This window comes from Ketobacter sp. GenoA1, assembly GCF_003671475.1.
Classification (GTDB): Bacteria; Pseudomonadota; Gammaproteobacteria; order Pseudomonadales; family Ketobacteraceae; genus Ketobacter.
This window is the reverse complement of sequence record NZ_RCHM01000023.1, coordinates 418,553-441,981: the sequence shown is the minus strand read 5'-3', so window position 1 is coordinate 441,981 and position 23,429 is coordinate 418,553. Positions and strand designations below refer to the sequence as shown.

The 23,429-nt window shown below is 54.0% G+C and carries 24 protein-coding genes; 11 read left to right on the top strand and 13 right to left on the bottom strand.

From position 1 onward, the window contains the following. Positions 1–50: 50 nt before the first annotated feature. The 7 genes from cysG to D9N13_RS10535 all read right to left on the bottom strand — a co-directional run bounded on the left by cysG (position 51) and on the right by D9N13_RS10535 (position 8,840). Positions 51–1,457, bottom strand: a complete 1,407-nt coding sequence (gene cysG, locus D9N13_RS10565; protein ID WP_290589218.1) for a siroheme synthase CysG — start codon at positions 1,455–1,457, stop codon at positions 51–53. Positions 1,458–1,467: 10 nt separating this feature from the next. Further along, entirely contained in the window at positions 1,468–2,748 is a 1,281-nt protein-coding gene (serS, locus tag D9N13_RS10560) for a serine--tRNA ligase (RefSeq protein ID WP_290589215.1), read from the bottom strand. A 100-nt stretch (positions 2,749–2,848) separates the two neighbouring features. Then, positions 2,849–3,232 carry a fluoride efflux transporter CrcB gene (gene crcB / locus D9N13_RS10555; protein ID WP_290589212.1) on the bottom strand — a complete coding sequence of 128 codons (384 nt, stop codon included), beginning with the start codon at positions 3,230–3,232 and terminating at the stop codon, positions 2,849–2,851. A 1-nt stretch (position 3,233) separates the two neighbouring features. Continuing rightward, positions 3,234–4,523, bottom strand: a complete 1,290-nt coding sequence (locus D9N13_RS10550; protein ID WP_317622495.1) for a replication-associated recombination protein A — start codon at positions 4,521–4,523, stop codon at positions 3,234–3,236. 55 nt (positions 4,524–4,578) lie between these two features. Then, the gene (lolA, locus tag D9N13_RS10545; protein WP_290589205.1) at positions 4,579–5,217 is read right to left on the bottom strand and encodes an outer membrane lipoprotein chaperone LolA; all 639 of its coding nucleotides are present in this window, start codon (positions 5,215–5,217) and stop codon (positions 4,579–4,581) included. Between the two features lie 71 nt (positions 5,218–5,288). Next, positions 5,289–7,649 (bottom strand): DNA translocase FtsK, encoded by a 2,361-nt coding sequence (locus D9N13_RS10540; protein ID WP_290589202.1) that lies wholly within the window; start codon positions 7,647–7,649, stop codon positions 5,289–5,291. Positions 7,650–7,772: 123 nt separating this feature from the next. Then, entirely contained in the window at positions 7,773–8,840 is a 1,068-nt protein-coding gene (locus D9N13_RS10535; protein ID WP_290589199.1) for an alanine dehydrogenase, read from the bottom strand. 169 nt (positions 8,841–9,009) lie between these two features. Here D9N13_RS10535 and trxB point away from each other — a divergent pair, with 169 nt between their 5' ends. From trxB to infA, 4 genes are all read left to right on the top strand, one after another. Then, the gene (gene trxB / locus D9N13_RS10530; protein WP_290589196.1) at positions 9,010–9,963 is read left to right on the top strand and encodes a thioredoxin-disulfide reductase; all 954 of its coding nucleotides are present in this window, start codon (positions 9,010–9,012) and stop codon (positions 9,961–9,963) included. Positions 9,964–9,972: 9 nt separating this feature from the next. Beyond that, on the top strand, positions 9,973–10,698 hold the full coding sequence (gene aat, locus D9N13_RS10525; RefSeq protein ID WP_290589194.1) for a leucyl/phenylalanyl-tRNA--protein transferase: 726 nt from the start codon (positions 9,973–9,975) through the stop codon (positions 10,696–10,698). Between the two features lie 99 nt (positions 10,699–10,797). After that, positions 10,798–11,511: an arginyltransferase gene (locus tag D9N13_RS10520; RefSeq protein WP_290589191.1), complete on the top strand. Its 714-nt coding sequence runs from the start codon at positions 10,798–10,800 to the stop codon at positions 11,509–11,511. Between the two features lie 212 nt (positions 11,512–11,723). Next, complete coding sequence (gene infA, locus D9N13_RS10515; protein WP_156868714.1) at positions 11,724–11,942, top strand: translation initiation factor IF-1; 219 nt, start codon at positions 11,724–11,726, stop codon at positions 11,940–11,942. A gap of 73 nt (positions 11,943–12,015) precedes the next feature. On the opposite strand, the gene clpA is transcribed toward infA, so the two are convergent. Both clpA and clpS read right to left on the bottom strand, forming a co-directional pair. Then, positions 12,016–14,277, bottom strand: a complete 2,262-nt coding sequence (gene clpA / locus D9N13_RS10510; protein WP_290589189.1) for an ATP-dependent Clp protease ATP-binding subunit ClpA — start codon at positions 14,275–14,277, stop codon at positions 12,016–12,018. Between the two features lie 53 nt (positions 14,278–14,330). Further along, a complete protein-coding gene (clpS, locus tag D9N13_RS10505; RefSeq protein ID WP_290589837.1) occupies positions 14,331–14,663 on the bottom strand; it encodes an ATP-dependent Clp protease adapter ClpS in 333 nt (110 codons plus the stop codon). A gap of 310 nt (positions 14,664–14,973) precedes the next feature. Here clpS and D9N13_RS10500 point away from each other — a divergent pair, with 310 nt between their 5' ends. Further along, a complete protein-coding gene (locus D9N13_RS10500) occupies positions 14,974–15,273 on the top strand; it encodes a cold-shock protein (protein WP_290589187.1) in 300 nt (99 codons plus the stop codon). Positions 15,274–15,539: 266 nt separating this feature from the next. Here D9N13_RS10500 and icd read toward each other — a convergent pair whose 3' ends face one another. Continuing rightward, positions 15,540–16,802 carry an NADP-dependent isocitrate dehydrogenase gene (gene icd, locus D9N13_RS10495; protein ID WP_290589185.1) on the bottom strand — a complete coding sequence of 421 codons (1,263 nt, stop codon included), beginning with the start codon at positions 16,800–16,802 and terminating at the stop codon, positions 15,540–15,542. Between the two features lie 116 nt (positions 16,803–16,918). Between icd and D9N13_RS10490 the strand changes: the two genes are divergently transcribed. Continuing rightward, positions 16,919–17,569: a pseudouridine synthase gene (locus D9N13_RS10490; RefSeq protein ID WP_290589183.1), complete on the top strand. Its 651-nt coding sequence runs from the start codon at positions 16,919–16,921 to the stop codon at positions 17,567–17,569. Here the strand turns inward: D9N13_RS10490 and moaE are convergent. From moaE to moaC, 3 genes are read right to left on the bottom strand one after another with little or no spacing between them, the layout of a single operon-like run. Then, positions 17,545–18,030, bottom strand: a complete 486-nt coding sequence (gene moaE / locus D9N13_RS10485; protein ID WP_290589180.1) for a molybdopterin synthase catalytic subunit MoaE — start codon at positions 18,028–18,030, stop codon at positions 17,545–17,547. The genes D9N13_RS10490 and moaE overlap by 25 nt on opposite strands. Before the next feature lies 1 nt (position 18,031). Continuing rightward, positions 18,032–18,283, bottom strand: coding sequence for a molybdopterin converting factor subunit 1 (gene moaD / locus D9N13_RS10480; RefSeq protein WP_290589177.1), 252 nt, complete (start codon positions 18,281–18,283; stop codon positions 18,032–18,034). Positions 18,284–18,296: 13 nt separating this feature from the next. Further along, positions 18,297–18,773 carry a cyclic pyranopterin monophosphate synthase MoaC gene (moaC, locus tag D9N13_RS10475; protein WP_290589174.1) on the bottom strand — a complete coding sequence of 159 codons (477 nt, stop codon included), beginning with the start codon at positions 18,771–18,773 and terminating at the stop codon, positions 18,297–18,299. Between the two features lie 188 nt (positions 18,774–18,961). On the opposite strand from moaC, the gene D9N13_RS10470 reads away from it, so the two are divergent. The 5 genes from D9N13_RS10470 to purB all read left to right on the top strand — a co-directional run bounded on the left by D9N13_RS10470 (position 18,962) and on the right by purB (position 23,421). Next, the gene (locus tag D9N13_RS10470) at positions 18,962–19,705 is read left to right on the top strand and encodes a hypothetical protein (protein WP_290589171.1); all 744 of its coding nucleotides are present in this window, start codon (positions 18,962–18,964) and stop codon (positions 19,703–19,705) included. A 100-nt stretch (positions 19,706–19,805) separates the two neighbouring features. Beyond that, on the top strand, positions 19,806–20,267 hold the full coding sequence (locus tag D9N13_RS10465; RefSeq protein ID WP_290589169.1) for an NUDIX hydrolase: 462 nt from the start codon (positions 19,806–19,808) through the stop codon (positions 20,265–20,267). After that, positions 20,264–21,382 (top strand): tRNA 2-thiouridine(34) synthase MnmA, encoded by a 1,119-nt coding sequence (mnmA, locus tag D9N13_RS10460; protein WP_290589165.1) that lies wholly within the window; start codon positions 20,264–20,266, stop codon positions 21,380–21,382. The genes D9N13_RS10465 and mnmA overlap by 4 nt, the downstream gene beginning before the upstream one ends. A gap of 5 nt (positions 21,383–21,387) precedes the next feature. Beyond that, the gene (hflD, locus tag D9N13_RS10455) at positions 21,388–22,023 is read left to right on the top strand and encodes a high frequency lysogenization protein HflD (RefSeq protein WP_290589163.1); all 636 of its coding nucleotides are present in this window, start codon (positions 21,388–21,390) and stop codon (positions 22,021–22,023) included. Between the two features lie 30 nt (positions 22,024–22,053). Continuing rightward, positions 22,054–23,421, top strand: coding sequence for an adenylosuccinate lyase (gene purB / locus D9N13_RS10450; protein WP_290589161.1), 1,368 nt, complete (start codon positions 22,054–22,056; stop codon positions 23,419–23,421). Positions 23,422–23,429 lie beyond the last annotated feature (8 nt).

Sequence of the window (23,429 nt, the reverse complement as noted above, 5' to 3'; positions counted from 1 at the left end):
ATGGGTGTTATTTGGAAAGTGGCGCGACTAACTTTACAGCAGTTTCTGGCTTATCCCGACCGGCTGGTTGCCGGATCAAACCAAGACAACCGTTTGTGCAGCGAAACAACCGACCCCACGATAATCAGCGTAGGCGGCCTAACCTCTTGATTTTTAACGATTTTCGGCATATCCGCCAAGGTTGACGTCCACACTTTCTGGTGCCGGGTAGTACCCTGCTGGACCAAAGCTATCGGAGTATCACCGCCAAGACCATGCTGAATCAGCTGTTGGCAAATCGTCGGTAACCCCACCAATCCCATGTAAAACACCAATGTCTGGCGCTCTTTGGCAAGGGTGGACCAGTCCAGATCCAGCGAACCATCCTTAAGATGCCCCGTCACAAAGCGCACTGACTGCGCATGATCGCGATGGGTAAGGGGGATACCGGCATAGCTGGCACAACCGGAAGCGGCGGTAATGCCCGGTACCACTTGGAACTGGATGCCTTCCTGGGCCAGTCGATCAATCTCTTCCCCCCCACGGCCGAATATAAAGGGATCTCCGCCTTTGAGGCGGCAGACACGACGCCCCTGTTTGGCCAGTTTCACCAGATATTCATTAATCTGGTCTTGCGGAACGGCGTGATCACTGCGCGCCTTACCCACGTAAATGCGCTCGGCATCACGGCGCACCAGATCCAGAATTCCGGGGCTCACCAGACGGTCATACAACACCACATCCGCCTGCTGCATCAAGCGCAATGCCCGGAAGGTCAACAAATCCGGGTCACCGGGCCCCGCCCCCACCAGATACACTTCCCCCTTGGGCAAATCAATGGGAGCATCTGTCGACAGTTGTTGCTCCAACATGGCTTCCGCTTCCCGCTCTTTGCCGGCAAATACAAATTCGGCAATGGGGCCGTTCAGCACCTGCTCCCAGAATCCCCGACGTTGATTCACGTCGCTGAATTTGGCCTTTGCCTTGTCTCTGAAGCCACCCACAAGATGGGCCAGACGCCCATAACTGGCGGGAATGGTGGATTCAAGTTTGGCCCGTATCATGCGCGCCAATACCGGTGACTGACCACCACTGGACACCGCCATGACGATAGGAGAACGATCGACAATGGAAGGCAGAATAAAGGTGCACAACGGAGGGTTATCGACCACGTTCACTGGAATATTACGCGCGCTGGCGTCCGCCGATACCCGGGCATTCAACTGATCATCGTCTGTTGCGGCAATCACCAGCAGGACACTGTCCATATCCTGCACCTGGTATGCCCGCTGCTCGCGTTGCGACGCTGGATTGGCGGCCAGCAGCTCATCCATGGCGCTGGAAATTACCGGCGCCACCACCCGCACATTGGCGCCGGCCCGTTGCAGCATGGCCGCTTTGCGGGTGGCAATCTCACCACCACCAACAACCAGACAACGCTTACCCGTAAGTTGATAGAAAAGAGGTAAATAGTCCATTGGGATTCACTCAGGCTGCTGGTATTACGTCGATACCACCCATATAAGGTCTTAATGCTTCCGGTACCACGATGCTGCCGTCCGCCTGTTGGTAATTTTCCATAACCGCTACCAAACAACGACCCACAGCCAGTCCTGAACCATTCAAGGTATGCAGAAGCTCCGTTTTTTTGCTGCCTTCGGGACGATATCGCGCTTGCATGCGGCGCGCCTGAAAATCCTCAAAATTACTGCAGGAGGAAATTTCCCGGTACTTGCCCTGCCCCGGCAACCACACCTCAATATCGTAGGTCTTGGCGGCGGAAAAGCCAATATCGCCGGAACACAGCACCACCACCCGGTAAGGCAGACCCAGCTTTTGCAAGATTGCCTCGGCATGTCCGGTGAGTGCCTCCAAAGCCTCGTAGGAGGCCTCAGGTTTGACCATTTGCACCATTTCCACCTTTTCAAACTGATGCTGGCGGATCATGCCTCGCACATCACGGCCCCCGGAACCCGCCTCACTGCGGAAACAGGGTGTATGGGCGGTATAGCGAACGGGCAAATCCGCTTCACTGAGAATCTCATCCCGAACCATATTGGTAACCGGTACTTCGGCGGTGGGTATCAGATACAGTTCGCGGTCACCACGGAGCTTGTAAAGATCTTCCTCAAATTTCGGTAATTGCCCGGTGCCCTGGAGAGATTCAGGGTTCACCAGATAGGGCACATATACTTCCTCATAACCGTGCTCCCGGGTATGGGTATCCAGCATCAGTTGAATCAACGCCCGATGCATACGCGCCAGCGGCCCCACCATCACTGAAAACCGTGAACCGGAGATTTTGGCTGCGGTTTCAAAATCCATCCCCGCCACTTTGCCGCCCAGATCAACATGATCCAGAGGTTCAAAGTCGAACGTCGTGGGGGCGCCCCATTTGCGAACCTCCACGTTATCATCTTCGCTGTCACCGGCAGGCACCGATGGGTGAGGAATATTGGGAATACCCATCTGCAATTCACGTAGCTCCGCCTGCAGCGCCGTGAGCTGCTGTTCACATTCGGTCAGCCTGGTGCCAAAGCTGTCCACCTCAGCCAGCAGCGCCGTTGCATCCTCGCCTTTACCCTTGGCAATGCCGATTTCCTTGGATTTGCGTTTGCGCTCTGCCTGCAGGTTCTCCGTTTCCACCTGCAGGGCCTTGCGCCGATCCTCAAGCGCCTGAAACGCCGCAATATCCAGTTCAAATCCACGGGTTTTCAGGGCTTCCGCAATGGATTCCAGCTCGTTTCGCAACAGTTTGGGGTCTAACATGACGTGTTTCTTACTCTTGATCAGACGAATTCATTATTAGGCGGCATTGTACCCGAATCGAATCCAGGAAGCCGCCCCCGTAACGGATTTTACCGGTTTTTTAAAACCAGGCTCTGGCCAGCAACGAACCAATCCAGACGCCGGCAAAACAGACCAGGCAGTTGGCGACCACATTGCCAAAAGCCATCAGCAACTGCTGTTCTTCAACGAGCCTGACTGTTTCGAAAGAAAAGGTGGAGAACGTGGTGAAGGCGCCCATAAACCCCACCAGAATCATCAAGCGCATGGGCTCCCTGAAACTGGTGCCGGACAGTATAACGACGAAAAGCAAGCCAAACAGAAAGGAGCCAAGGGCATTCACCGCAAAGGTGCCCAGGGGAAATGCACTGCGATTGATACCGTTCAACCAGGCGGACAGACCAAACCGGGCGCTGGCGCCCATGGCCCCACCTACCGCCACCCAGGCAAACTGACTCCAGTGCATATCAGGGCTTCCTCCGGTAACGACGCCACTGGCTGGCCTGATCCAGCCCCTTCAGGTACTTCAGCTTGTCTGCGATCTTGATTTCAAGCCCCCTCGGTACCGGTTCATACCAATGTGCGTCCTGCAGGGCTTCAGGCAGATAATTCTCGCCCGCCGCATAGGCGTCCGGATAATCGTGGGCGTATCGATATTCTTCGCCATAACCCTGCTGTTTCATCAATTTGGTTGGTGCATTGCGCAAATGCAGGGGTACTTCATGGCTGGGCTGCTCCGCAATCTGGCGGCGGATGGCATTAAAGGCTTTGTAGACCGCATTGCTTTTTGGTGCAGCGGCCATATAGGCAACGGCCTGTGCAATAGCAAGCTCTCCCTCCGGGCTACCCAATCGTGTCTGAACGTCCCAGGCATTCAGCGCAATCTGCAACGCCCGTGGATCGGCGTTGCCGATGTCCTCGCTGGCCATGCGCACCACCCGCCGCGCAATGTAGAGCGGATCACAACCACCATCCAACATACGGGCAAACCAGTACAGTGCACCATCGGGGGATGATCCCCGCACGGCTTTGTGCAGCGCCGAAATCTGATCGTAAAAGGATTCACCGCCTTTGTCGAAACGGCGCAGTTCAGCCCCCAGCGCCTGCCCGATGACCCCATCACCTACTTCGTCCAGCCCCTCTGCTTTGGCCAGTTCCACACAGATTTCCAGCAGGTTCAATGCGCGCCGGGCATCGCCATCGGCCACCGCAGACATTTGGCCAAGAATGTGTTCAGGCACCGCGATTCCGTCTTCTCCAAGCCCCCTGTCTGCGTCCTTCAGGGCAGAGCTCAACAGGGACTGAATATCGCTCTCGGCGATGGGTTTCAGAACGTACACCCGGGCTCGGGACAACAACGCATTGTTCAATTCAAAAGAAGGGTTTTCGGTGGTGGCACCAATAAAAATGACCGTGCCATCCTCGATATAGGGGAGAAACGCATCCTGTTGGGATTTGTTGAAACGATGCACCTCGTCCACAAATAAGATGGTCTTACGGCCAAAGCGCAATTGTTCTTTGGCTTGATCGATGGCGGCGCGAATCTCTTTCACTCCGCTCAACACCGCGGAAACAGAAAGAAATTGAGCATCCACATAACTGGCCAGTATCATCGCCAGGGTGGTTTTACCCACTCCGGGCGGCCCCCACAGGATCATGGAATGGACATGGCCCGCCTCAATGGAGCGACGCAGCGGCTGATCCGTCCCAAACAGATGTTGCTGCCCCACGTACTCATCCAGTGTGGTTGGCCGCATACGGGCCGCCAGGGGCTGCCAGGCGCGCTCTTCATCAAACAATCCAACCACGGAATCAGCTTTCCTCAATCACATCAACACTGTCATCCAGATCCAACTTAAAGCGCGATTCCGGAATGGGCTGGTTCAGTTGCACCGGCTTGAATTCAATACGTGTGGTCTGCCCCAGGCTGTCTTCAAGATACATATCCCGCAACTGGTCACGATAAAAATGTACCCGCAACAGGGCAAACAGGGCGTCTTTATCTTTGGGCCTGAGGTCAAAACGCCACTCACCGGTTTCGTCAAACCGATAGGCCGACACCTGAAAGCCATCCGCAATCCGGCTGGGATCCCCGCTCAACAACAGCGCAGGTGTATTGCCTACCTGCTTGTCCAGTGTTTTCCGGGTGGCCTGCTCCAGATCTTCATCATAGATCCACAGTTCTTTGCCATCGGAGACAATCTGCTGAGGATAGGGGTCCGCGGTATTCCAGCGAAACTGCCCCGGGCGCTGAATCCACATGGTACCGGTAACGTTCTGCAGGGTGTTCTGTTTGGCATCCATCACCCACTGCTCAAAGGTGGCTTCCATGGATTGAATGCCATTCAAAAACTCCGTGAGTTTTTTAGGGGCCACCGCCGCCTCAATTTCAGCGGCGGAGACAAACGCACTGAAACAGGCCATGCACAATGCCATTGTATATTTCAACATAGAAATTCCCATAGTTTGTGGATCAGCCGCCAGTGTAACACCCGCAGCTGAACAGACCATTAACGGTGGAGTTAGCGTGGTGGTGGTGCAATGACTTCGCGCTGTCCGTTACTGCCCATTTCGGTGACCACCCCCGCTTCCTCCATGGCCTCGATCATACGGGCAGCCCGGTTGTAACCGATTTTCAGCTTACGCTGCACCGAGGAGATCGATGCCCGCCGTGATTCCGTTACAAAAGCCACCGCCTGATCATAAAGCGGATCGGACTCGGAGTCACCATCGCCCCCGCTACCCTCGTCCCCGGGGGCAGGCCCGGCTTCATGGGTGCCTTCCAGAATCTCTTCCAGATAATCCGGTTCACCACGGCGACGCCAATCGTCACACACCCGATGCACCTCATCATCTGCCACAAATGCGCCATGTACCCGCACCGGTAAGCCGGTGCCCGGCGGCAAATACAGCATGTCGCCATGACCTAACAGCTGCTCGGCCCCACCCTGATCCAGAATGGTTCGGGAATCCACTTTGGACGATACCTGAAAGGCCATGCGTGTAGGTACGTTGGCCTTGATCAGACCGGTAATTACATCCACCGATGGACGCTGGGTGGCCAGAATCAGGTGAATCCCCGCCGCCCTCGCTTTCTGTGCGATACGGGCAATCTGTTCTTCCACTTTTTTACCCACGATCATCATCATATCGGCAAATTCATCCACCACCACAACAATGAATGGCAAGGCTTCCAGGTCTTCCGGTTCCTGGCTGTCCAGCTCCGGTTTGAACAATGGATCCTTGATCGGCTCACCGGCCTTGATGGCGTCTTTTACTTTTTTATTGAATCCCGCCAGGTTGCGCACGCCCATTGCCGCCATCAGCCGATAACGGCGCTCCATCTCTGCCACACACCAGCGCAGCGCGTTAGAGGCTTCTTTCATGTCGGTAACCACCGGGGTCAACAAATGGGGAATATTGTCGTACACCGAGAGTTCAAGCATTTTGGGGTCAATCATGATCAAACGCAGTTCTTCCGGCGTTGCCTTGAACAGCATGCTCAACAACATGGCATTCAGTCCAACTGACTTACCGGACCCGGTGGTACCCGCCACCAGCAGGTGAGGCATTTTTTGCAAATCCGCCACCACCGATTCCCCCGAGATATCCTTACCCAACGCCAGCGCCAAAGGCGAGTTGACCCTTTCGTATTCCTGCGAAGAAACCACTTCGCTCAAGCGGATCATTTCGCGGTCCTCATTGGGAATTTCAATACCCACCACTGTTTTACCCGGTATCACTTCCACAACCCGAACACTGATCACTGCCAGTGAGCGTGCCAGGTCTTTCGCCAGATTGGTGATGCGGCTTACTTTTACCCCGGGAGCAGGCTGGATTTCAAAACGGGTCACCACCGGGCCCGGCATTACATTCTCTACCTCGGCCTCCACGTTGAAATCACGCAATTTTATTTCCAGCAAACGGGACATGCTCTCCAGCGTTTCCGCGGAAAAGCCTTTTTTACCGTGCTTATCCGCGGCGTCCAGCAGCGCGAAGGCCGGCAGTTCACCGGTCACAGGATTATTGAACAGGCTTTTCTGGCGCTCCTTCTCCAGCCGCACACTGGGCTCTTTTTTCGGTTTGGGCAGTTCAATTACCGGTGGTTTACGTGCTTCCTGCTTGGCCTTGTCTTTTTTCAGGGCCTCCTGGCGCAGCTTGATGGCTTGCTTGGCGGCCTTCTCCTCCGCCTTTTTCACATTGACTTCCACTCTGGCGGCCCGCCGTTCCTGCCAGCGTTCTTTCAATGAGCAAATCCATTCATAGAACGCGATGCTGAGTTTACCGGTGCCGTCAATTACCCTGATCCAGGACACATCGGCGAACATGGTGAGGCCAATCAAAAACAGCGCCAGCAATACCAGGGTTGAACCCAGTGTGTTGAGGGCATGCAAAGCAGCACTGCCCACTTCTATTCCCAGGATACCACCAGCCCCATTGCGCCCGGCGGAATCGATATTGGGTAAGGAACCAGGCGCCACATCAAAATGGATGTACGCCAGACCGGTGGCAGCGACCATGGTCATGGCAAAGCCCAAAAAGCGCAGACCGGCCATCAGCCAGCTCCACTGTTTATCGACATCGCGAAACACCAGCCAGGCCCGGTAGGCAATCAGAAGGGGGAACAAATAGGACAGATAGCCGAACAACGACATGAGCACATCCGCGCTCCAGGCTCCGGCACGGCCACCCAGATTGTGAATACTGCGACCACTGCCAAGACTGCTCCAGCCCGGGTCATGAACATCAAAAGAAGCCAGGGCAATAATCAGATAGAGTGACAGGAAAAACAGCACGATCATGGCACCCTCACGGACACCACGCACCAGCAATACAATCCAGGGTGCAGGCTGCACCTGTCTCTGGGCTTGTTCTTTCTTCAAAGGGCAACCCTGTATAGGTAGTGGAATTGACTTTATTTTAGCGGTAAATCAGCCAGTTGCACAAACTTCTCATAATTTACCTTAAGAGATTAGTGCAAACCCGCAAATCCGCCTTCGGCGCCACTATTCTATCAGAGCCGGCAACACAATCTTACCGTTGGAAACGTTGATTCCATCACTTAACGGAGCATAATCCGCCAGTTGCCCCCTGAGGAGTTTCTGAACATAGGGCAGTATGGCACCTGACAGGGCCTCTGACGCGGTTCTGGGTACCGCCCCGGGCATGTTGGTGACACCCATATGCAGCACGCCCTCCTCCAAAAACACCGGATCCCGGTAATCCGTGGCGCGCATGGTTTCGATACAGCCGCCCTGATCAATGGAGATGTCCACCACCACTCCGCCATCCGGCATATCCTGAATCATATCCCGAGTCACCACTTTCGGGGCTTTTGCGCCGGGGATGAGCACCGAACCCACCACCAGGTCTGCATCCCGCAAGGCTTTGGCAATGGCGCCCTGGTAGGAGTACACCCCGGTGATGTTGGGCGCCAGGCTTTCAATGACCCGCAAGGCCGCGGCCGAGCGATCAAACGCCACCACCTGGGCCCCCGTCGCCGCGGCGGACATCGCTGCATGCTGACCTGCCACACCGGCACCGATGATCACGACTTTGCCGGGCTCGGCCCCCGGCACCCCACCCAGGAGGATGCCTTTACCGCCCATGGGTCGGTGCAGATAATGAATCCCCGCCTGCACCGAGACCCGGCCCGCTATTTCACTCATGGGGGCCAGCAGAGGTAGTTTGCCGCCTTCCTGCACGGTTTCGAACGCAACGGCAGTCAAACCAATATCACACAGTGCCTGGGTCAGTGTCGGATTTGGCGCCAAATGTAAATAACAAAACAACAGATGACGGGCTTGCAACAGATCCAGATCCCCCTGAATGGGCTCTTTCACCTTCACCACCAAATCCGCTTTGGCAAACAGTTCCGCTGCATCCTCAGCCAGTTGTGCACCGGCGTTACGGTACTCATCATCACTGAAACCACTCAGCTCCCCCGCCGATTGCTGCACCCACACCTCACAACCCTGCCCCACCAGATCCGCCACCGCATGGGGCACCAGCGCTATGCGGGCTTCCATCGGTTTGATCTCTTTGGGGACACCTACAGTCAACAATGTGCTCATCTGCAATACCTGCCTTGTCGGAGTTCTGGATACGCATGCGTTCCTGTATAGTTTGGACCTATTCCGCTGATACACAGGAACAATTTGCCTGCCACATGGTAAATTAAGTATAAAAGTGCAACCCACAGCAACTGGCAACTCCCGTGCCACCAACCAGGACATTGAATTAATGAGTGAAACCAAACACTGCCGTCTTTTGATTCTGGGCTCTGGCCCCGCTGGCTATACCGCTGCCGTCTACGCCGCCCGTGCAAACCTGAACCCGGTTATGGTGACCGGCATCCAGCCCGGTGGACAGCTCACCACCACCACCGACGTGGACAACTGGCCGGGTGATAATGAAGGTGTTCAGGGCCCCGAGCTGATGGAGCGCATGAAGCAGCATGCCGAGCGCTTCGAGACCGAAATATTGTTTGACCACATCAATAAAACCGACCTCAGCAAACGTCCTTTCACCCTTTATGGTGACAGCGCCACCTATACTTGCGACGCCCTGATCATTGCCACCGGGGCCAGCGCCCGTTACCTGGGGCTGGAATCCGAAGAGGCGTTCAAGGGTAAAGGGGTCAGCGCCTGCGCCACCTGCGACGGGTTCTTCTATCGCAATCAAAAAGTGGCTGTGATCGGTGGCGGCAATACAGCAGTGGAAGAAGCGCTCTACCTGGCCAATATTGCCAAGGAAGTGGTGGTGGTTCACCGCCGGGAAACCTTCCGCTCTGAAAAAATTCTCCGCGACCGGCTGCTGGATCGGGCTGCAAACGGCAACGTCACCCTGGAGTTGAACTACATACTGGACGAAGTGCTGGGTGACGATATGGGCGTCACCGGCATGCGCATCAAACAGGTCGCAACCGGTGAAACCAAGGAAATTGATCTGCAGGGCGTGTTTATCGCCATCGGCCACACGCCCAACACCGGCATATTCGAAGGTCAGCTGGACATGGAAAACGGCTATCTCAAGATTAACAGCGGCATCAATGGCAATGCCACCGCCACCAATGTGGAAGGGGTTTTCGCCGCCGGGGATGTCACCGACCACGTCTACCGTCAGGCCATTACATCAGCCGGCTTCGGTTGCATGGCCGCCCTCGACGCCGAGAAATTCCTGGATGAAAACCAGTAACCTCACCGCATGATCAAAATCCCCATCCTGGGTTTTCACACCCAGGACTTCCCACCCATTGAGCACGCTCTCGACGACCCCAACGGCCTACTCGCCGCTGGTGGCGATCTCTCACCAGAGCGCTTGGTGGACGCCTACAGCAGGGGCATTTTCCCCTGGTTTGATCAAGACCAGCCCATTCTATGGTGGTCACCCAGCCCAAGGGCAGTGCTGTTTCCACATCAGCTCCACATATCCCGCAGCCTGCACAAGACCCTGCGCAAAAACTGCTTCCAGGTCACCATGGACCAATGCTTCGCCGAGGTAATCAAGTCCTGCTCCGAACCCCGCACCTACAGTGACGGCACCTGGATCACCGAGGACATGATGGGGGCCTACACGCTATTGCATGAGCTGGGATACGCCCACTCAGTGGAAACATGGCAGAACGGGCAACTGGTGGGCGGTGTCTATGGTGTTGCATTGGGAAAGGTGTTCTTTGGTGAATCCATGTTCAGCCGGCGAACCAATGCCTCCAAGGTCGCGTTCGTACACCTGGTGAAACAGTTGCAGGCCTGGGGCTATCAACTGCTGGATTGCCAGGTGGAGAACCCACATCTCGTGAGCCTGGGCTCCACCACCATCGATCGCGCAGAATTCAAAACCATTCTTCAGGCCCAGATTCCGCCCCTACCAGCACTGCTCCAGCTGCGTTCCCCTAAATGGGCATTACAATGGAAATATTGTGGCAGGTGACACTGGAAACATCGCTAAAATCGTTTAATACTGTAGTCATCGCTGGTGGCGGGCATCCTCCCTTAACCATAAGATAAATAAGGCTTTTACGATTAGGTTATGACAGATCTTGCTGCAGTAAAATTCTTTGTTACACCACTGCACCAGTGCAGCTACCTGCCGCGCAACGATGCCATCACCCTGTTTGCCGACCCGAAAGCCAACCTCGACCACAATCTTTACAGCGAACTCTCTGAAGTGGGCTTTCGACGCAGTGGAAATTATTTATACCGTCCCCACTGTCGGCAGTGCTCCGCCTGCATCCCGGTACGCATTCCGGTAGACCGTTACCGAATGTCCCGTAAACACCGCCGTATTTGGAATAAGAACAGTGACCTCGCCATCAATCGGGTACCTGCGGAATTCAACGATGAGCATTATGAACTGTATGCCAAATACATCGAGGCCAAGCACAGGGATGGCGATATGTACCCTCCCACGCCGGAGCAATATGAATCCTTTCTACTCAGCGACTGGGGCAAAACCTGTTTTTATGAGTTCCGCGACCCAGAGAACCGGCTGCTGGCAGTGGCGGTGAGCGATGTCATGGAAAACGGCCTATCCGCGGTCTATACCTTTTATTGTACGGAGAGCGCAAAACGCAGCCTGGGTGTGATGGCGGTGCTGTGGCAAATCGAAGAATGCAAACGGCTGGAGTTACCTGCGTTGTATCTGGGTTATTGGATCAAAGACTGCCAGAAAATGAAATATAAAACCGAATACCGCCCACTGGAAATGTATGTGAACAATCATTGGGTCTCGGTTTCCCTTTGATTGGGAAAACAAAAAAGTACCACTTATCAATATCTTACAGAGCAAACTTGAAGCAATTCATGCTCTTCTGATTTGGCCGCCGAACAATTTCCCCACATTAAAGCCACTTTAGCTTTGATAAATCCCTGCTTTTACGGCAAAATTCCCGCCTCGTTGGCAGAGACACTGCCCAAAGTATCTGCATTATCCATGCACAGAGAGGAAATCACTGGATGTCGAAAGAAGATTCCATTGAAATGGAAGGTACCATAACCGAAACCCTTCCCAATACCATGTTTCGAGTGGAGCTGGACAACGGCCACGTTGTAACCGCCCACATCTCCGGCAAAATGCGCAAAAACTATATCCGCATTCTGACCGGTGACCGCGTTAAAGTAGAGATGACACCTTACGATCTGTCCAAAGGCCGTATCACCTACCGCGTGCGTTAATCGCCATACCGAATTCAATATAAAAACGAGCCCATTGGGCTCGTTTTTATTGTTGCTCTGTATACGTTGATAATCAGGCGGGCTCGGTGTCGAAAATCAGATCACCGTCTTCCTCCGAGATGTGAACGGTACCGCCGCTTTCAGACAACTCGCCAAAGAGAATCTTCTCCGCCAGCGGACGCTTCAGTTTTTCCTGAATGAGGCGGTTCATTGGGCGTGCCCCCATATCCTTGTCATAGCCTTTCTCAGCCAGCCAGGTCCGGGCGCTGTCATCCACATCCAGCATCACGCGCTTGTCATCCAGCTGTGCCTGCAACTCGGTAAGGAACTTGTCAACAACGCCTTTGATAATGCTCATATCCAGATTTTCAAACTGAATAACCGCATCCAGACGATTGCGGAACTCCGGCGTAAACATACGCTTGATGGCTTCCATCCCGTCGGTACTGTGATCCTGCTGCGTGAAACCAATGGAAGAACGGCTAACCGCTTCTGCACCGGCATTGGTGGTCATTACCAGTATGACATTGCGGAAATCCGCTTTCCGCCCATTGTTGTCGGTCAGGGTGCCATGATCCATCACCTGCAACAGCAGATTGAACACTTCCGGGTGCGCTTTCTCAATTTCATCCAGCAATAATACCGCATGGGGGGATTTGGTCACCGCTTCGGTCAGTAACCCGCCCTGATCAAAGCCCACGTAACCCGGAGGCGCACCAATCAAGCGCGACACAGTGTGGCGCTCCATGTATTCGGACATATCAAAGCGGATCAACTCCATGCCCATGACTTTCGCCAGCTGCTTGGTTACTTCGGTCTTGCCGACACCGGTGGGCCCGGCAAAGAGGAATGAGCCAATGGGGCGATCCGGGTGACTGAGACCCGCCCGCGCCAACTTGATAGAGCTGGACAGCGCATCGATCGCTTTATCCTGGCCAAACACTACCATCTTGAGATCGCGCTCCAGGTTGGCCAGCAGTTCCTTGTCATTCGCTGAAACCGTCTTCGGTGGAATACGGGCGATTTTGGAGACAATGGCCTCCACATCACCCACCGAGATCACTTTCTTGCGTTTGCTGGGCGGTTGCAGCCGCTGGAACGCACCCACCTCATCAATCACATCGATTGCTTTATCGGGAAGATGACGATCATTGATATAACGGGCTGACAGCTCACAGGCGGCTTTCAAGGCCTTGTTGGAGTACTTGATGTCGTGGTGCTCCTCAAAGCGCGATTTCAGGCCTTTGAGGATCTCATAGGTATCCTCCACACTGGGCTCAACCACATCGATCTTCTGGAAACGGCGGGCCAGAGCCCGGTCCTTTTCAAAAATCCCGCGGTACTCCTGGAAGGTGGTGGAACCGATGCACTTGATTTCACCGGACGCCAGCATTGGCTTTAACAGATTGGAAGCATCCATAACACCACCGGATGCTGCACCGGCGCCAATGATGGTATGAATCTCATCAATAAAGAGAATCGCGTGGGTTTTCTTCTGCAATTCGCCCAACAATGCTTTAAAGCGTTTTTCGAAATCGCCGCGGTATTTGGTACCCGCCAACAGGGCACCCAGATCCAGCGAGTAAACCACACTGTCATCGATGGCATCGGGCACTTCTTTGTCCACAATGCGCTTGGCCAGACCCTCCGCAATGGCGGTCTTGCCCACGCCGGGCTCACCCACTAACAAGGGATTATTCTTGCGTCGGCGACACAGAATCTGCACGGTGCGCTCTACTTCCTCGTCGCGCCCCACCAGCGGATCGATACGGCCAGCCAACGCCTGATCATTCAGGTTGGTTGCGTACGACTCAAGCGGGGATTTACCCGTCCCCTCTGAAACCTGATCCTCTTCGTGAACTTCATGGCTGTGGTCTTCCAGGTTGTGGGATTCATCCGACACCTTGGAGATACCATGGGCGATGTAGTTCACCACATCGATGCGCGCCACGCTCTGCTTCTTCAGGAAGTAAACCGCCTGACTTTCCTGCTCGCTGAAGATTGCCACCAGAACATTGGCTCCAGTGACTTCTTTCTTGCCGGAAGACTGCACGTGGAACACCGCACGCTGCAACACGCGCTGAAATCCAAGTGTGGGCTGGGTTTCGCGATCGTTATCGCTGGAGGGAATCAACGGGGTCGTCTCATCCACAAAGTTGGCCAGGTCTGAACGCAGTTCGTCCAGGTTGGTCCCGCAGGCTTTCAGTACTGTTGAGGCTGCCTCATTATCGAGCAACGCCAGCAGGAGGTGCTCCACAGTCATATACTCATGACGCTTGGTACGAGCGTCTCTGAATGCCAAATTTAAAGTGACTTCCAGATCTTTGCTTAACATCTCTTTACACCTTCATCCTCAGAATATAGACAACGCACCGTGGACGATCCGTTCTATTGAAATCTTTCCACTTCACACATCAAGGGGTGTTGATTTTCCCTTGCGAATTGAATCACCTGTGCCACTTTCGTCTCAGCTACATCCTTGGTAAACGTGCCACAACTGGCTTTGCCCTGGGTATGAACCGTTAACATAATCTGAGTGGCCTTTTCACGATTCATGCCAAAGAACATCTGTAACACGTCTACCACAAACTCCATGGGCGTAAAGTCATCATCCAGCATCAGTATCTGGTACATCGGCGGAGGCGCTAAATCCGGCTTGGCTTCCTCAACCGCAACACCATCATCAAAGTCCGTATCCGGGCCGGATGAATCTCCTCCCATCCCTCTTATATTATTCAATGTTAGTAGAGAATCTTCGGCTTTACTCATAACCAGAAATCATAAAATCATGGGTTAACATATTTTGTCCTCATAACTAACCATTATTGGGGCAACGTTGGTCAGTTCAACAGCAAAAACACTTGACTAATACTTCACAATCATGATGATTGGGATCTGTGTTTAACAAAAGTTAACACAAATCACCACTGCGAAGTACATTTCTTATTTTTTGTGCCTCAGCAGTAAAAAATAATAACAATTGACTTAAGGCTACCAAGACAGAGGTAGTCCCAACAGAAGGACTTGAGTTATGGCAACCGGGAAAGTGAAATGGTTCAATAACGCCAAGGGTTATGGCTTCATTCGTCCAGACACTGGCGGAGAGGACTTGTTTGTCCACTACTCCTACATCTGCATGGACGGATACCGAAGCCTGAAAGCGGGACAGCAAGTTACCTATGACGAAAGGGAAGCGCCAAAAGGTCTTCACGCCGTTAACATCAATGTTATCGGTATAGATCAAACGAGCACCTCCGAACAGGAAACTCACGCCGACGATTCTGTGGGTGCAACTGAGTTGCATCACACAATCCACGCGGAAGCCGTTTAAAGAATCCAGATGACAGACACCCTCTTCGGAGGGTGTCTTGTTATTTGTAGACCGCTTTCAAGGGACAGGGTTCCTCTTGGTTAGCCCCTGGGCCTAAGGCACAGGGCAAGGATTTTGATTGTCTGGTTTAACGTACCATCGATTAAGCAAGGCAATGGGAACCTGTGCGCCCTTCTGCGCAGTAACGACTGCGATCTACCCCATACCATAAGAAAAAAGGCTGTTAAAAAACAGCCTTTTTTCAATTCGATACAACGTTTGGCGCCTTATTCTTCCATATGGGAGATGATGGCATCCCCAAACTCGGAACAACGCAACAGGGTCGCGTCGGGCATCAGGCGTTCAAAATCGTAGGTTACGGTTTTTGCCTCAATGGCGCCCTGCATCCCGTTGATTACCAAATCCGCCGCCTCAGTCCATCCCAGATGCCGCAGCATCATTTCCGCAGACAGAATCAGGGAGCCCGGGTTTACCTTGTCCTGACCGGCGTATTTGGGCGCAGTACCATGAGTTGCCTCAAATACCGCCACACTGCCACCGATATTGGCACCAGGGGCAATACCGATACCCCCCACTTCTGCCGCCAGGGCATCGGAAATGTAATCACCATTGAGGTTCAACGTGGCAATAACAGAGTACTCATCCGGGCGCATCAGAATTTGCTGGAGGAACGCATCCGCGATCACATCCTTAACCACGATATCCTTACCGGTTTTTGGATTCTTGAAGACGTGCCAGGGGCCACCGTCAAGAGGCTCCGCGCCAAAGCGCTCCACCGCCAGTTCGTATCCCCAGTCCTTGAATGCACCTTCGGTAAATTTCATGATATTACCCTTGTGCACCAGGGTAACCGAAGGCTGGTCGTTATCGATCGCATACTGAATAGCCTTGCGCACCAGACGCTGGGTTCCTTCTTTGGAAACCGGCTTGATACCAATACCACAACCTTCTGGGAAGCGGATTTTGGTGACACCCATTTCTTCCTGTAGGAAGCGGATGACTTTCTTGGCATCTTCACTGTCAGCCTGCCATTCAATACCGGCGTAGATGTCCTCGGAGTTCTCACGGAAAATAACCATATTGGTCTTCTCCGGGCAGTGCACCGGGCTGGGCACACCACGGAACCAACGCACAGGACGCTGACAAACGTACAAATCCAGCTCTTGACGCAACGCGACGTTCAAAGAACGAATACCACCGCCCACCGGAGTGGTCAGGGGGCCTTTAATGCCCACTATGTATTCGCGCAATGCTTCAAAGGTTTCTTCCGGCATCCAGTCATCCGGGCCGTAGATCTTGGTGGACTTCTCTCCACAATACACTTCCATCCAGTGGATGGAGCGCTTCTCGCCGTAGGCTTTTTCTACCGCGGCATCAGTCACCTTCAGCATCACCGGCGTGATATCCACACCGATCCCGTCTCCTTCGATGTAAGGAATGATGGGATGGTTCGGGACATTCAGGGACAGGTCAGCATTGACGGTGATTTTGTCACCATCTACTGGGACCTTAATCTTTTGGTACCCCATGTCGTTTTTTACTCCCTATTTACATACAATTACGGTTTAGGTACGCGAAGTATACAGAATTTTGTACCCCTTCGCCTCATGAATTTCGTGGTAACCGACTGTTAATCAATCACATAATGTCTAAATCACCACTGCCTTCAAAGCGGGTTATCCTGCTCAACAAGCCGTTCCAGGTACTCAGTCAATTCTCTCCACATGAGGGTAAAACGACTCTGGCAGAATTCATCGAACAGCCGGGTATCTACCCGGCTGGACGGCTGGATTTCGATTCAGAGGGCCTGCTTTTGCTGACCGGTGATGGCCAATTGCAACATCGGCTCACCGACCCCAGACACAAACTACCCAAAACCTATTGGGCGCAAGTGGAAGGTGAAGTTTCACAACAGGCGCTGCAGCGACTCCAAACCGGAGTCGTGCTCAAGGACGGGAAAACCAAACCAGCCAGGGCGGTTGCCATACCAGAGCCACATCGGCTTTGGCAGCGCAATCCGCCAATCCGCTATCGGGCCAACATACCCACCACCTGGATTGAGTTGACCATCACGGAGGGGCGCAATCGACAAGTCCGCCGCATGACCGCTGCCGTTGGCTACCCTACTCTGCGGCTGATTCGATGTGCAATTGGACCTTGGTCTATCGGCAATCTGCAGCCCGGAGAACACAGAGAGGACACTGTTCCCCACGATCTGCTTCAGAGCAGCGGCTCCAAAACTGCCCGCACATCCCCCCGGCGTGGCCGTTACTACCAGCGCTCCCGGGCCCGCTGATCAGACGCCTTGGCGTCCACCCATTCCGTGTCCCCCGTGGAAGTCACCTCTTTCTTCCAGAACGGGGCCTCGGTTTTGAGATAGTCCATAATGAAGCGAGCGCCATCAAAGGCGGCATCCCGATGCCGGGCACTGGCCCCCACCAGAACAATCTGATCGTGATTTTCCAGTGCCCCCACCCGATGAACGATGGTCACCGCTTCCAGATCCCATTTCACCCTGGCCTTTTCAGCAATAGCGTGAAGGCTCTTGACCGTCATCGCGGGGTAATGCTCTAAAATGATGCCATTCAGAGCGCCCTGCGCATTAAAATCGCGCACTAAACCGGTGAAGGTCACAATGGCTCCACTGCTGGCGGATCGCTTCCGCAGCGCCTCATATTCCGCGCCAAGCTCGAAATCACGGGGCTCAACGCGAATCTGAACCGCTGCAGGCAACCTTTCTTCAGGCTCGGTTGGCACGTCAGCCTCCCGTCACGGGCGGGAAGTAAGCAATTTCGTCGCCATCTTCCACCGTAGTTTGTTCACCGGCCATCTCCTGATTCACCGCCACCAGTATATTGGGATCACTGAGCGCCTCGTCAAACCCTGCCCCCCGGGCCTTGATCAGGTCTGTAAAATCGCCAATGTTTGCCACGTTATCAGGCAGCTCAACTGTCAACTCGGCACAGCCAACCTGATCTCTGATGCGGGCAAAAAACAATACTTTGATCATGTAGAAACCTTTTCTAGGGTGCCATCCAGTGGCCACTCTTGCCACCTTGCTTATCCAGCAAGCGCGTATGCTCAATCACCATGCCTTTGTCAACCGCCTTGCACATATCGTATAACGTCAAGGCCGCAACCGTGGCCGCGGTCAACGCTTCCATTTCGACACCGGTCTGCCCTGACAGCTTGCACACCGCACGGATACGCACCGAATTCTGATCCGGAACCGGCTCCAGAACGACTTTAACACTGGAGAGCAGCAACGGATGGCATAACGGGATCAGTTCACTGGTCTTTTTTGCCGCCTGTATGCCGGCAATGCGGGCTACCGCAAAGACGTCACCTTTTTTGTGCTTGCCTTCCGTGATCAGTGTTAATGTTGCAGGCTGCATGCGAACCCAGGTTTCGGCCGTGGCCTGGCGTGAAGTTACCGGCTTTTCGGTCACATCCACCATATTAGCCCTGCCCTGGCCGTCAAGATGCGTTAAATCAGTCATTGGGGAGTCTTTTTCAGAGTTTTATTTCGGTAAGGGTTAAGGATATGGGCAGCATTTGTGCTGACCTGCCGACCCAGCCATACGGTTCCTACGGCGAATTACATCCGGCTAATTACAAGCCAGGATACACACTGTATTATGGCACCACGACGTGGCCTATCCATGCAATATAACGAACGGGAAATTAAATGAAAACAACGGACGCAAACCAGCGGGCAATTCGTTATTTTGGTTACCCCATCAGTGCAGCGCTCTACCAGCAGGTAATCGCCACTATAGAGCAGATCCAGAAAGGCGGTGACACCGAGCACTTATGCCGGCAATCCGCGGACACTCTGATCGCCATCACCGATGCCGGATTTGATGCCTATTACGAGCAGCCGGCAAAACTGGCGGGCATATCACCACGCCTGAAAAAAGCCACCGATACCGGCATTCACGCTGTCCAGAAAGGCATTCACCTTGTGATCCGCAAGCTGCTGAAAAACAGAAAAATCAAAGATCTGGAGCGACTGGCGAACAATTTTTCCGACCTGATCTGCGTGGATAACCAGAACCCTGACAAAGCCTACGCCTGTTTTCGTCTGGAAGAGGACTTATACCAAAAGGTGGTGGCCAATATGCGTCGGGTGCACGAAGACCCAAATATTGAAAGCTATCGCCGCGATGTAATTGATTCCGTTGAGGATCTGATCAGTGCCGGCATTGACATGTTCTATACCAAACCGGTCGATCAGGCGGATATCGGGCGGATCACCCGTAAAGCCGCGGATCTTGGGATCCACACCGTACAAAAAGGGTCGAACGCGGTGGTACACCGGTTATTCAAGGACATGGACTACGCCACTCTGTTACCCATGGCTGAGTACTTTGAAACGCTGCTGCACTCCGAAGTTCAAACCTACAAGCACTTCCTGCGTGCCGCCCATTAGCGCCCGCCCCGCGGACTAAATCCTGCTGTCCGGGTTGGGAATTGGGCCGAATTTGGGTAGAATTGCGCGTTCTTTGCAGCACAGATCCCGAATATAGCCTATGACCTGGACTCCCCATACCACCGTGGCCACCATTGTGGCGAACAACGGCCGCTACCTGTTGGTGGAAGAAGTGGTGGACGGCGTCACCGTCCTCAATCAGCCGGCGGGGCACGTGGAGGCAGGTGAAACGCTGCTGGCCGCTGCCATACGGGAAACATGGGAAGAAACCGGCTGGCAGGTGAACCTGGAAGCCTTAGTGGGTGTCTATCAGTATACAGCGCTCAATGGGATCACCTATTTCCGCTTCTGCTTCGCTGCTACCGCACAGCAACAGGCGCCCAACGCGCAGCTGGATGAGGGCATCATAGGTCCGGTCTGGCTAACCCTGGAAGAACTGAAAGCCCGTCAGTCACAATGGCGCAGCCCCCTGGTGCTGCGCTGTATCGAAGATTTTGCCGCTGGCAAGCGCTACCCACTGGAGCTGATCTACGCACATCCGAATGAGTTCTCCGTACTATGAATAATGCAGGCAAAAAAGTCATCGTTGGCATGTCCGGCGGCGTCGATTCCTCTGTGTCGGCCTACCTCCTGATGCAGCAGGGGTACCATGTGGAAGGCCTGTTTATGAAGAACTGGGAAGAAGATGACGGCACCGAATACTGCACCGCCCTGGCCGATCTGGCGGATGCCCAACAGGTGGCGGATACCCTGGGCATCAAACTGTACACGGCCAATTTCGCCGCCGAGTACTGGGATCGGGTATTCGAACACTTTATTTCAGAATACAGCGCCGGGCGCACCCCAAACCCGGACATCCTGTGCAACAAGGAAGTGAAATTCCGCGCTTTTTTGGACTACGCCCTGACCTTGGGCGCCGATTACATCGCCACCGGCCACTATGCCCGACGGGGAGCGACCCGGCGCCAGGATGACGCAGACGCAGCCCCGTTACTGAAAGGGTTGGATAAAAACAAGGATCAAAGCTACTTTCTGCATGCGGTCAACGGCCGCCAGATTGCCCGCACACTGTTTCCATTGGGTGAGTTGGAAAAACCGGCCGTACGTGAAATTGCCCACGAACAGGGGTTCGAAAACCACGACAAGAAAGATTCCACCGGCATTTGCTTTATCGGTGAACGCCGTTTCAAGGATTTTCTGGAGCAGTATATACCGGCCAAACCCGGCCAGATCGTCACAGAAGCCGGCGAGATCATCGGTGAACACAGTGGGCTGATGTTCTATACCATTGGCCAGAGGCAGGGGCTGGGCATCGGGGGCCTCGCCCATAAATCAGAAGCCCCCTGGTTTGTGTTGAGCAAGGATCTGGAGAGTAATCGGTTATTGGTTGGCCAGGGCACCAACCATCCTGCCCTGTTCACTGATACACTGTGTGCAGAGGAAGTATTCTGGGTGCTGGACAAGCCCGCATTGCCACTACGATGCAAGGCCAAGACCCGTTACCGTCAACCGGATCAACATTGTCTGGTGAGCGAAACCGCCCAAGGTCAGATTAGTGTGACATTTGATCAACCACAACGGGCGGTTACACCTGGTCAGTCAGTGGTATTTTACGATGGCGAGATCTGCCTGGGAGGCGGGGTCATCGAACGCACCTGGAATCAAAATGGGGAGTGATTCTTGTGAGGCATAAAGAAGAGGAAAAGGCGCTGGCCCTGGCAGGGTTATTTCAGGCCGCCGCACTGGTACAACAGGTTGCCCGTACCGGGGAAGTCAATATGGATGCCTACACACCTTTGATGGAAAGCATATTTGTCCTGGACCCGAAAACCACAGAGGATGTTTATGGTGGTGTGAAAGGCGTTAAGTTGGGTGTGGATACACTGCTGTTGGTACTGAAGGAAAAAGAAAGTGCCCGCTACGCGGATGCCATACGCTACGCCATCGGTATGCTGCACGTGGAAAAGTTACTGCGGCGTGAATCAGACATCAACAGCGTGCTGCGCTCCAGATTGGAGCAGGTAACCCATCAGCTGCAGCATTTTGACGGTGTCACCAGCCAGGGCATCGTCACCAAAATGAACGACATCTACCTGGATACTCTGGCCAAGTTTAAATTCCGCATCCAGGTCAATGGCGATCCCAGCCACCTGCAGCGTCCGGAAAACGCCGCCAGAATCCGCGCCATCCTGTTGGCCGGCATCCGCTCGGCCATGCTGTGGCGCCAGCTGGGTGGAACTCGGCTCCAGTTTGCATTTGGTAAAGGCCGACTGGTTAAAGCCCTGCAAATCCTGCAGCACGAAATCACCATATCCTGAGCAAAAACGAAATCGATTGAGGAACACACCATGGAACTGAACGCCCTGACCGCCATCTCACCGGTGGACGGCCGCTACGGCAGCAAAACCCAGGCGCTGCGCGCCATCTTCAGTGAGTTCGGACTGATCCGCTACCGCGTACTGGTGGAAGTCCGATGGCTGCAGAAGCTGGCTGCCCATGAAGGCATTGCAGAGGTTCCCGCCTTTTCCGCTGGCAGCGAGGCTTTACTGAATTCCATCGTTGATGAATTCTCTGTGGCCGATGCCCAGCGTATCAAAGACATCGAGCGCACGACCAATCACGATGTAAAGGCCGTGGAATATTTCCTCAAGGAAAAAATTGCCGGCAATAGCGAACTGGAAGCCGTCAGCGAATTCATCCACTTCGCCTGCACCTCGGAAGATATCAACAACCTGTCCCACGGTTTGATGCTGCAAGCCGGACGTAACGAGGTTTTACTGCCCATATTGGAAAAACTGGTTGCTTCCATTGCCGCCCTTGCTCATCAATATGCAGACATGCCCATGCTTTCCCGCACCCACGGTCAGACCGCTTCCCCTTCCACCATGGGCAAGGAAATGGCCAACGTGGTGGCACGCTTACGACGTCAGCTGGAACAGATAAAGACCGTACCCATACTGGGCAAGATCAATGGCGCAGTGGGCAACTACAACGCGCACCTCAGCGCCTATCCTGAGCTGGATTGGGAACAGAACGCACAGGAATTTGTCAGTGGCCTGGGGCTGGAATGGAACCCCTACACCACTCAGATCGAACCCCACGACTACATTGCCGACCTCTACGACGCCATCGCCCGCTTCAATACCATCCTGATCGATTTCGATCGTGATGTGTGGGGTTATATCTCGTTGGGATACTTTAAACAGAAAACCATTGCGGGTGAGATCGGATCTTCCACCATGCCCCATAAAGTGAACCCCATTGACTTTGAAAACTCCGAAGGCAATCTGGGGATCGCCAACGCCATCATGGCGCATCTGGCGCAGAAGCTGCCCCTTTCCCGTTGGCAGAGGGATCTGACAGACTCCACCGTGCTGCGTAATCTGGGTGTGGGCCTTGCCCATGGTCTGATTGCCTACGAAGCCAGCCTGAAGGGCATCGGCAAACTGGAGATCAATGAACAACGGCTGGCGGAAGATCTGGATAACGCCTGGGAAGTATTGGCGGAGCCCATCCAGACAGTGATGCGTCGCTATGCCATCGAGAAACCCTACGAAAAACTCAAAGAGCTGACGCGTGGTAAAGCCATAACCCGGCAAGCCATGAGCGATTTTATTGATACGCTGGCCATTCCCGAACAGGAAAAGGTGCGCTTGAAAGCATTGTCGCCGGCTTCCTATATCGGTAATGCCGCCCAACAAGCCAAGCGCATTTAAGGTAGTTT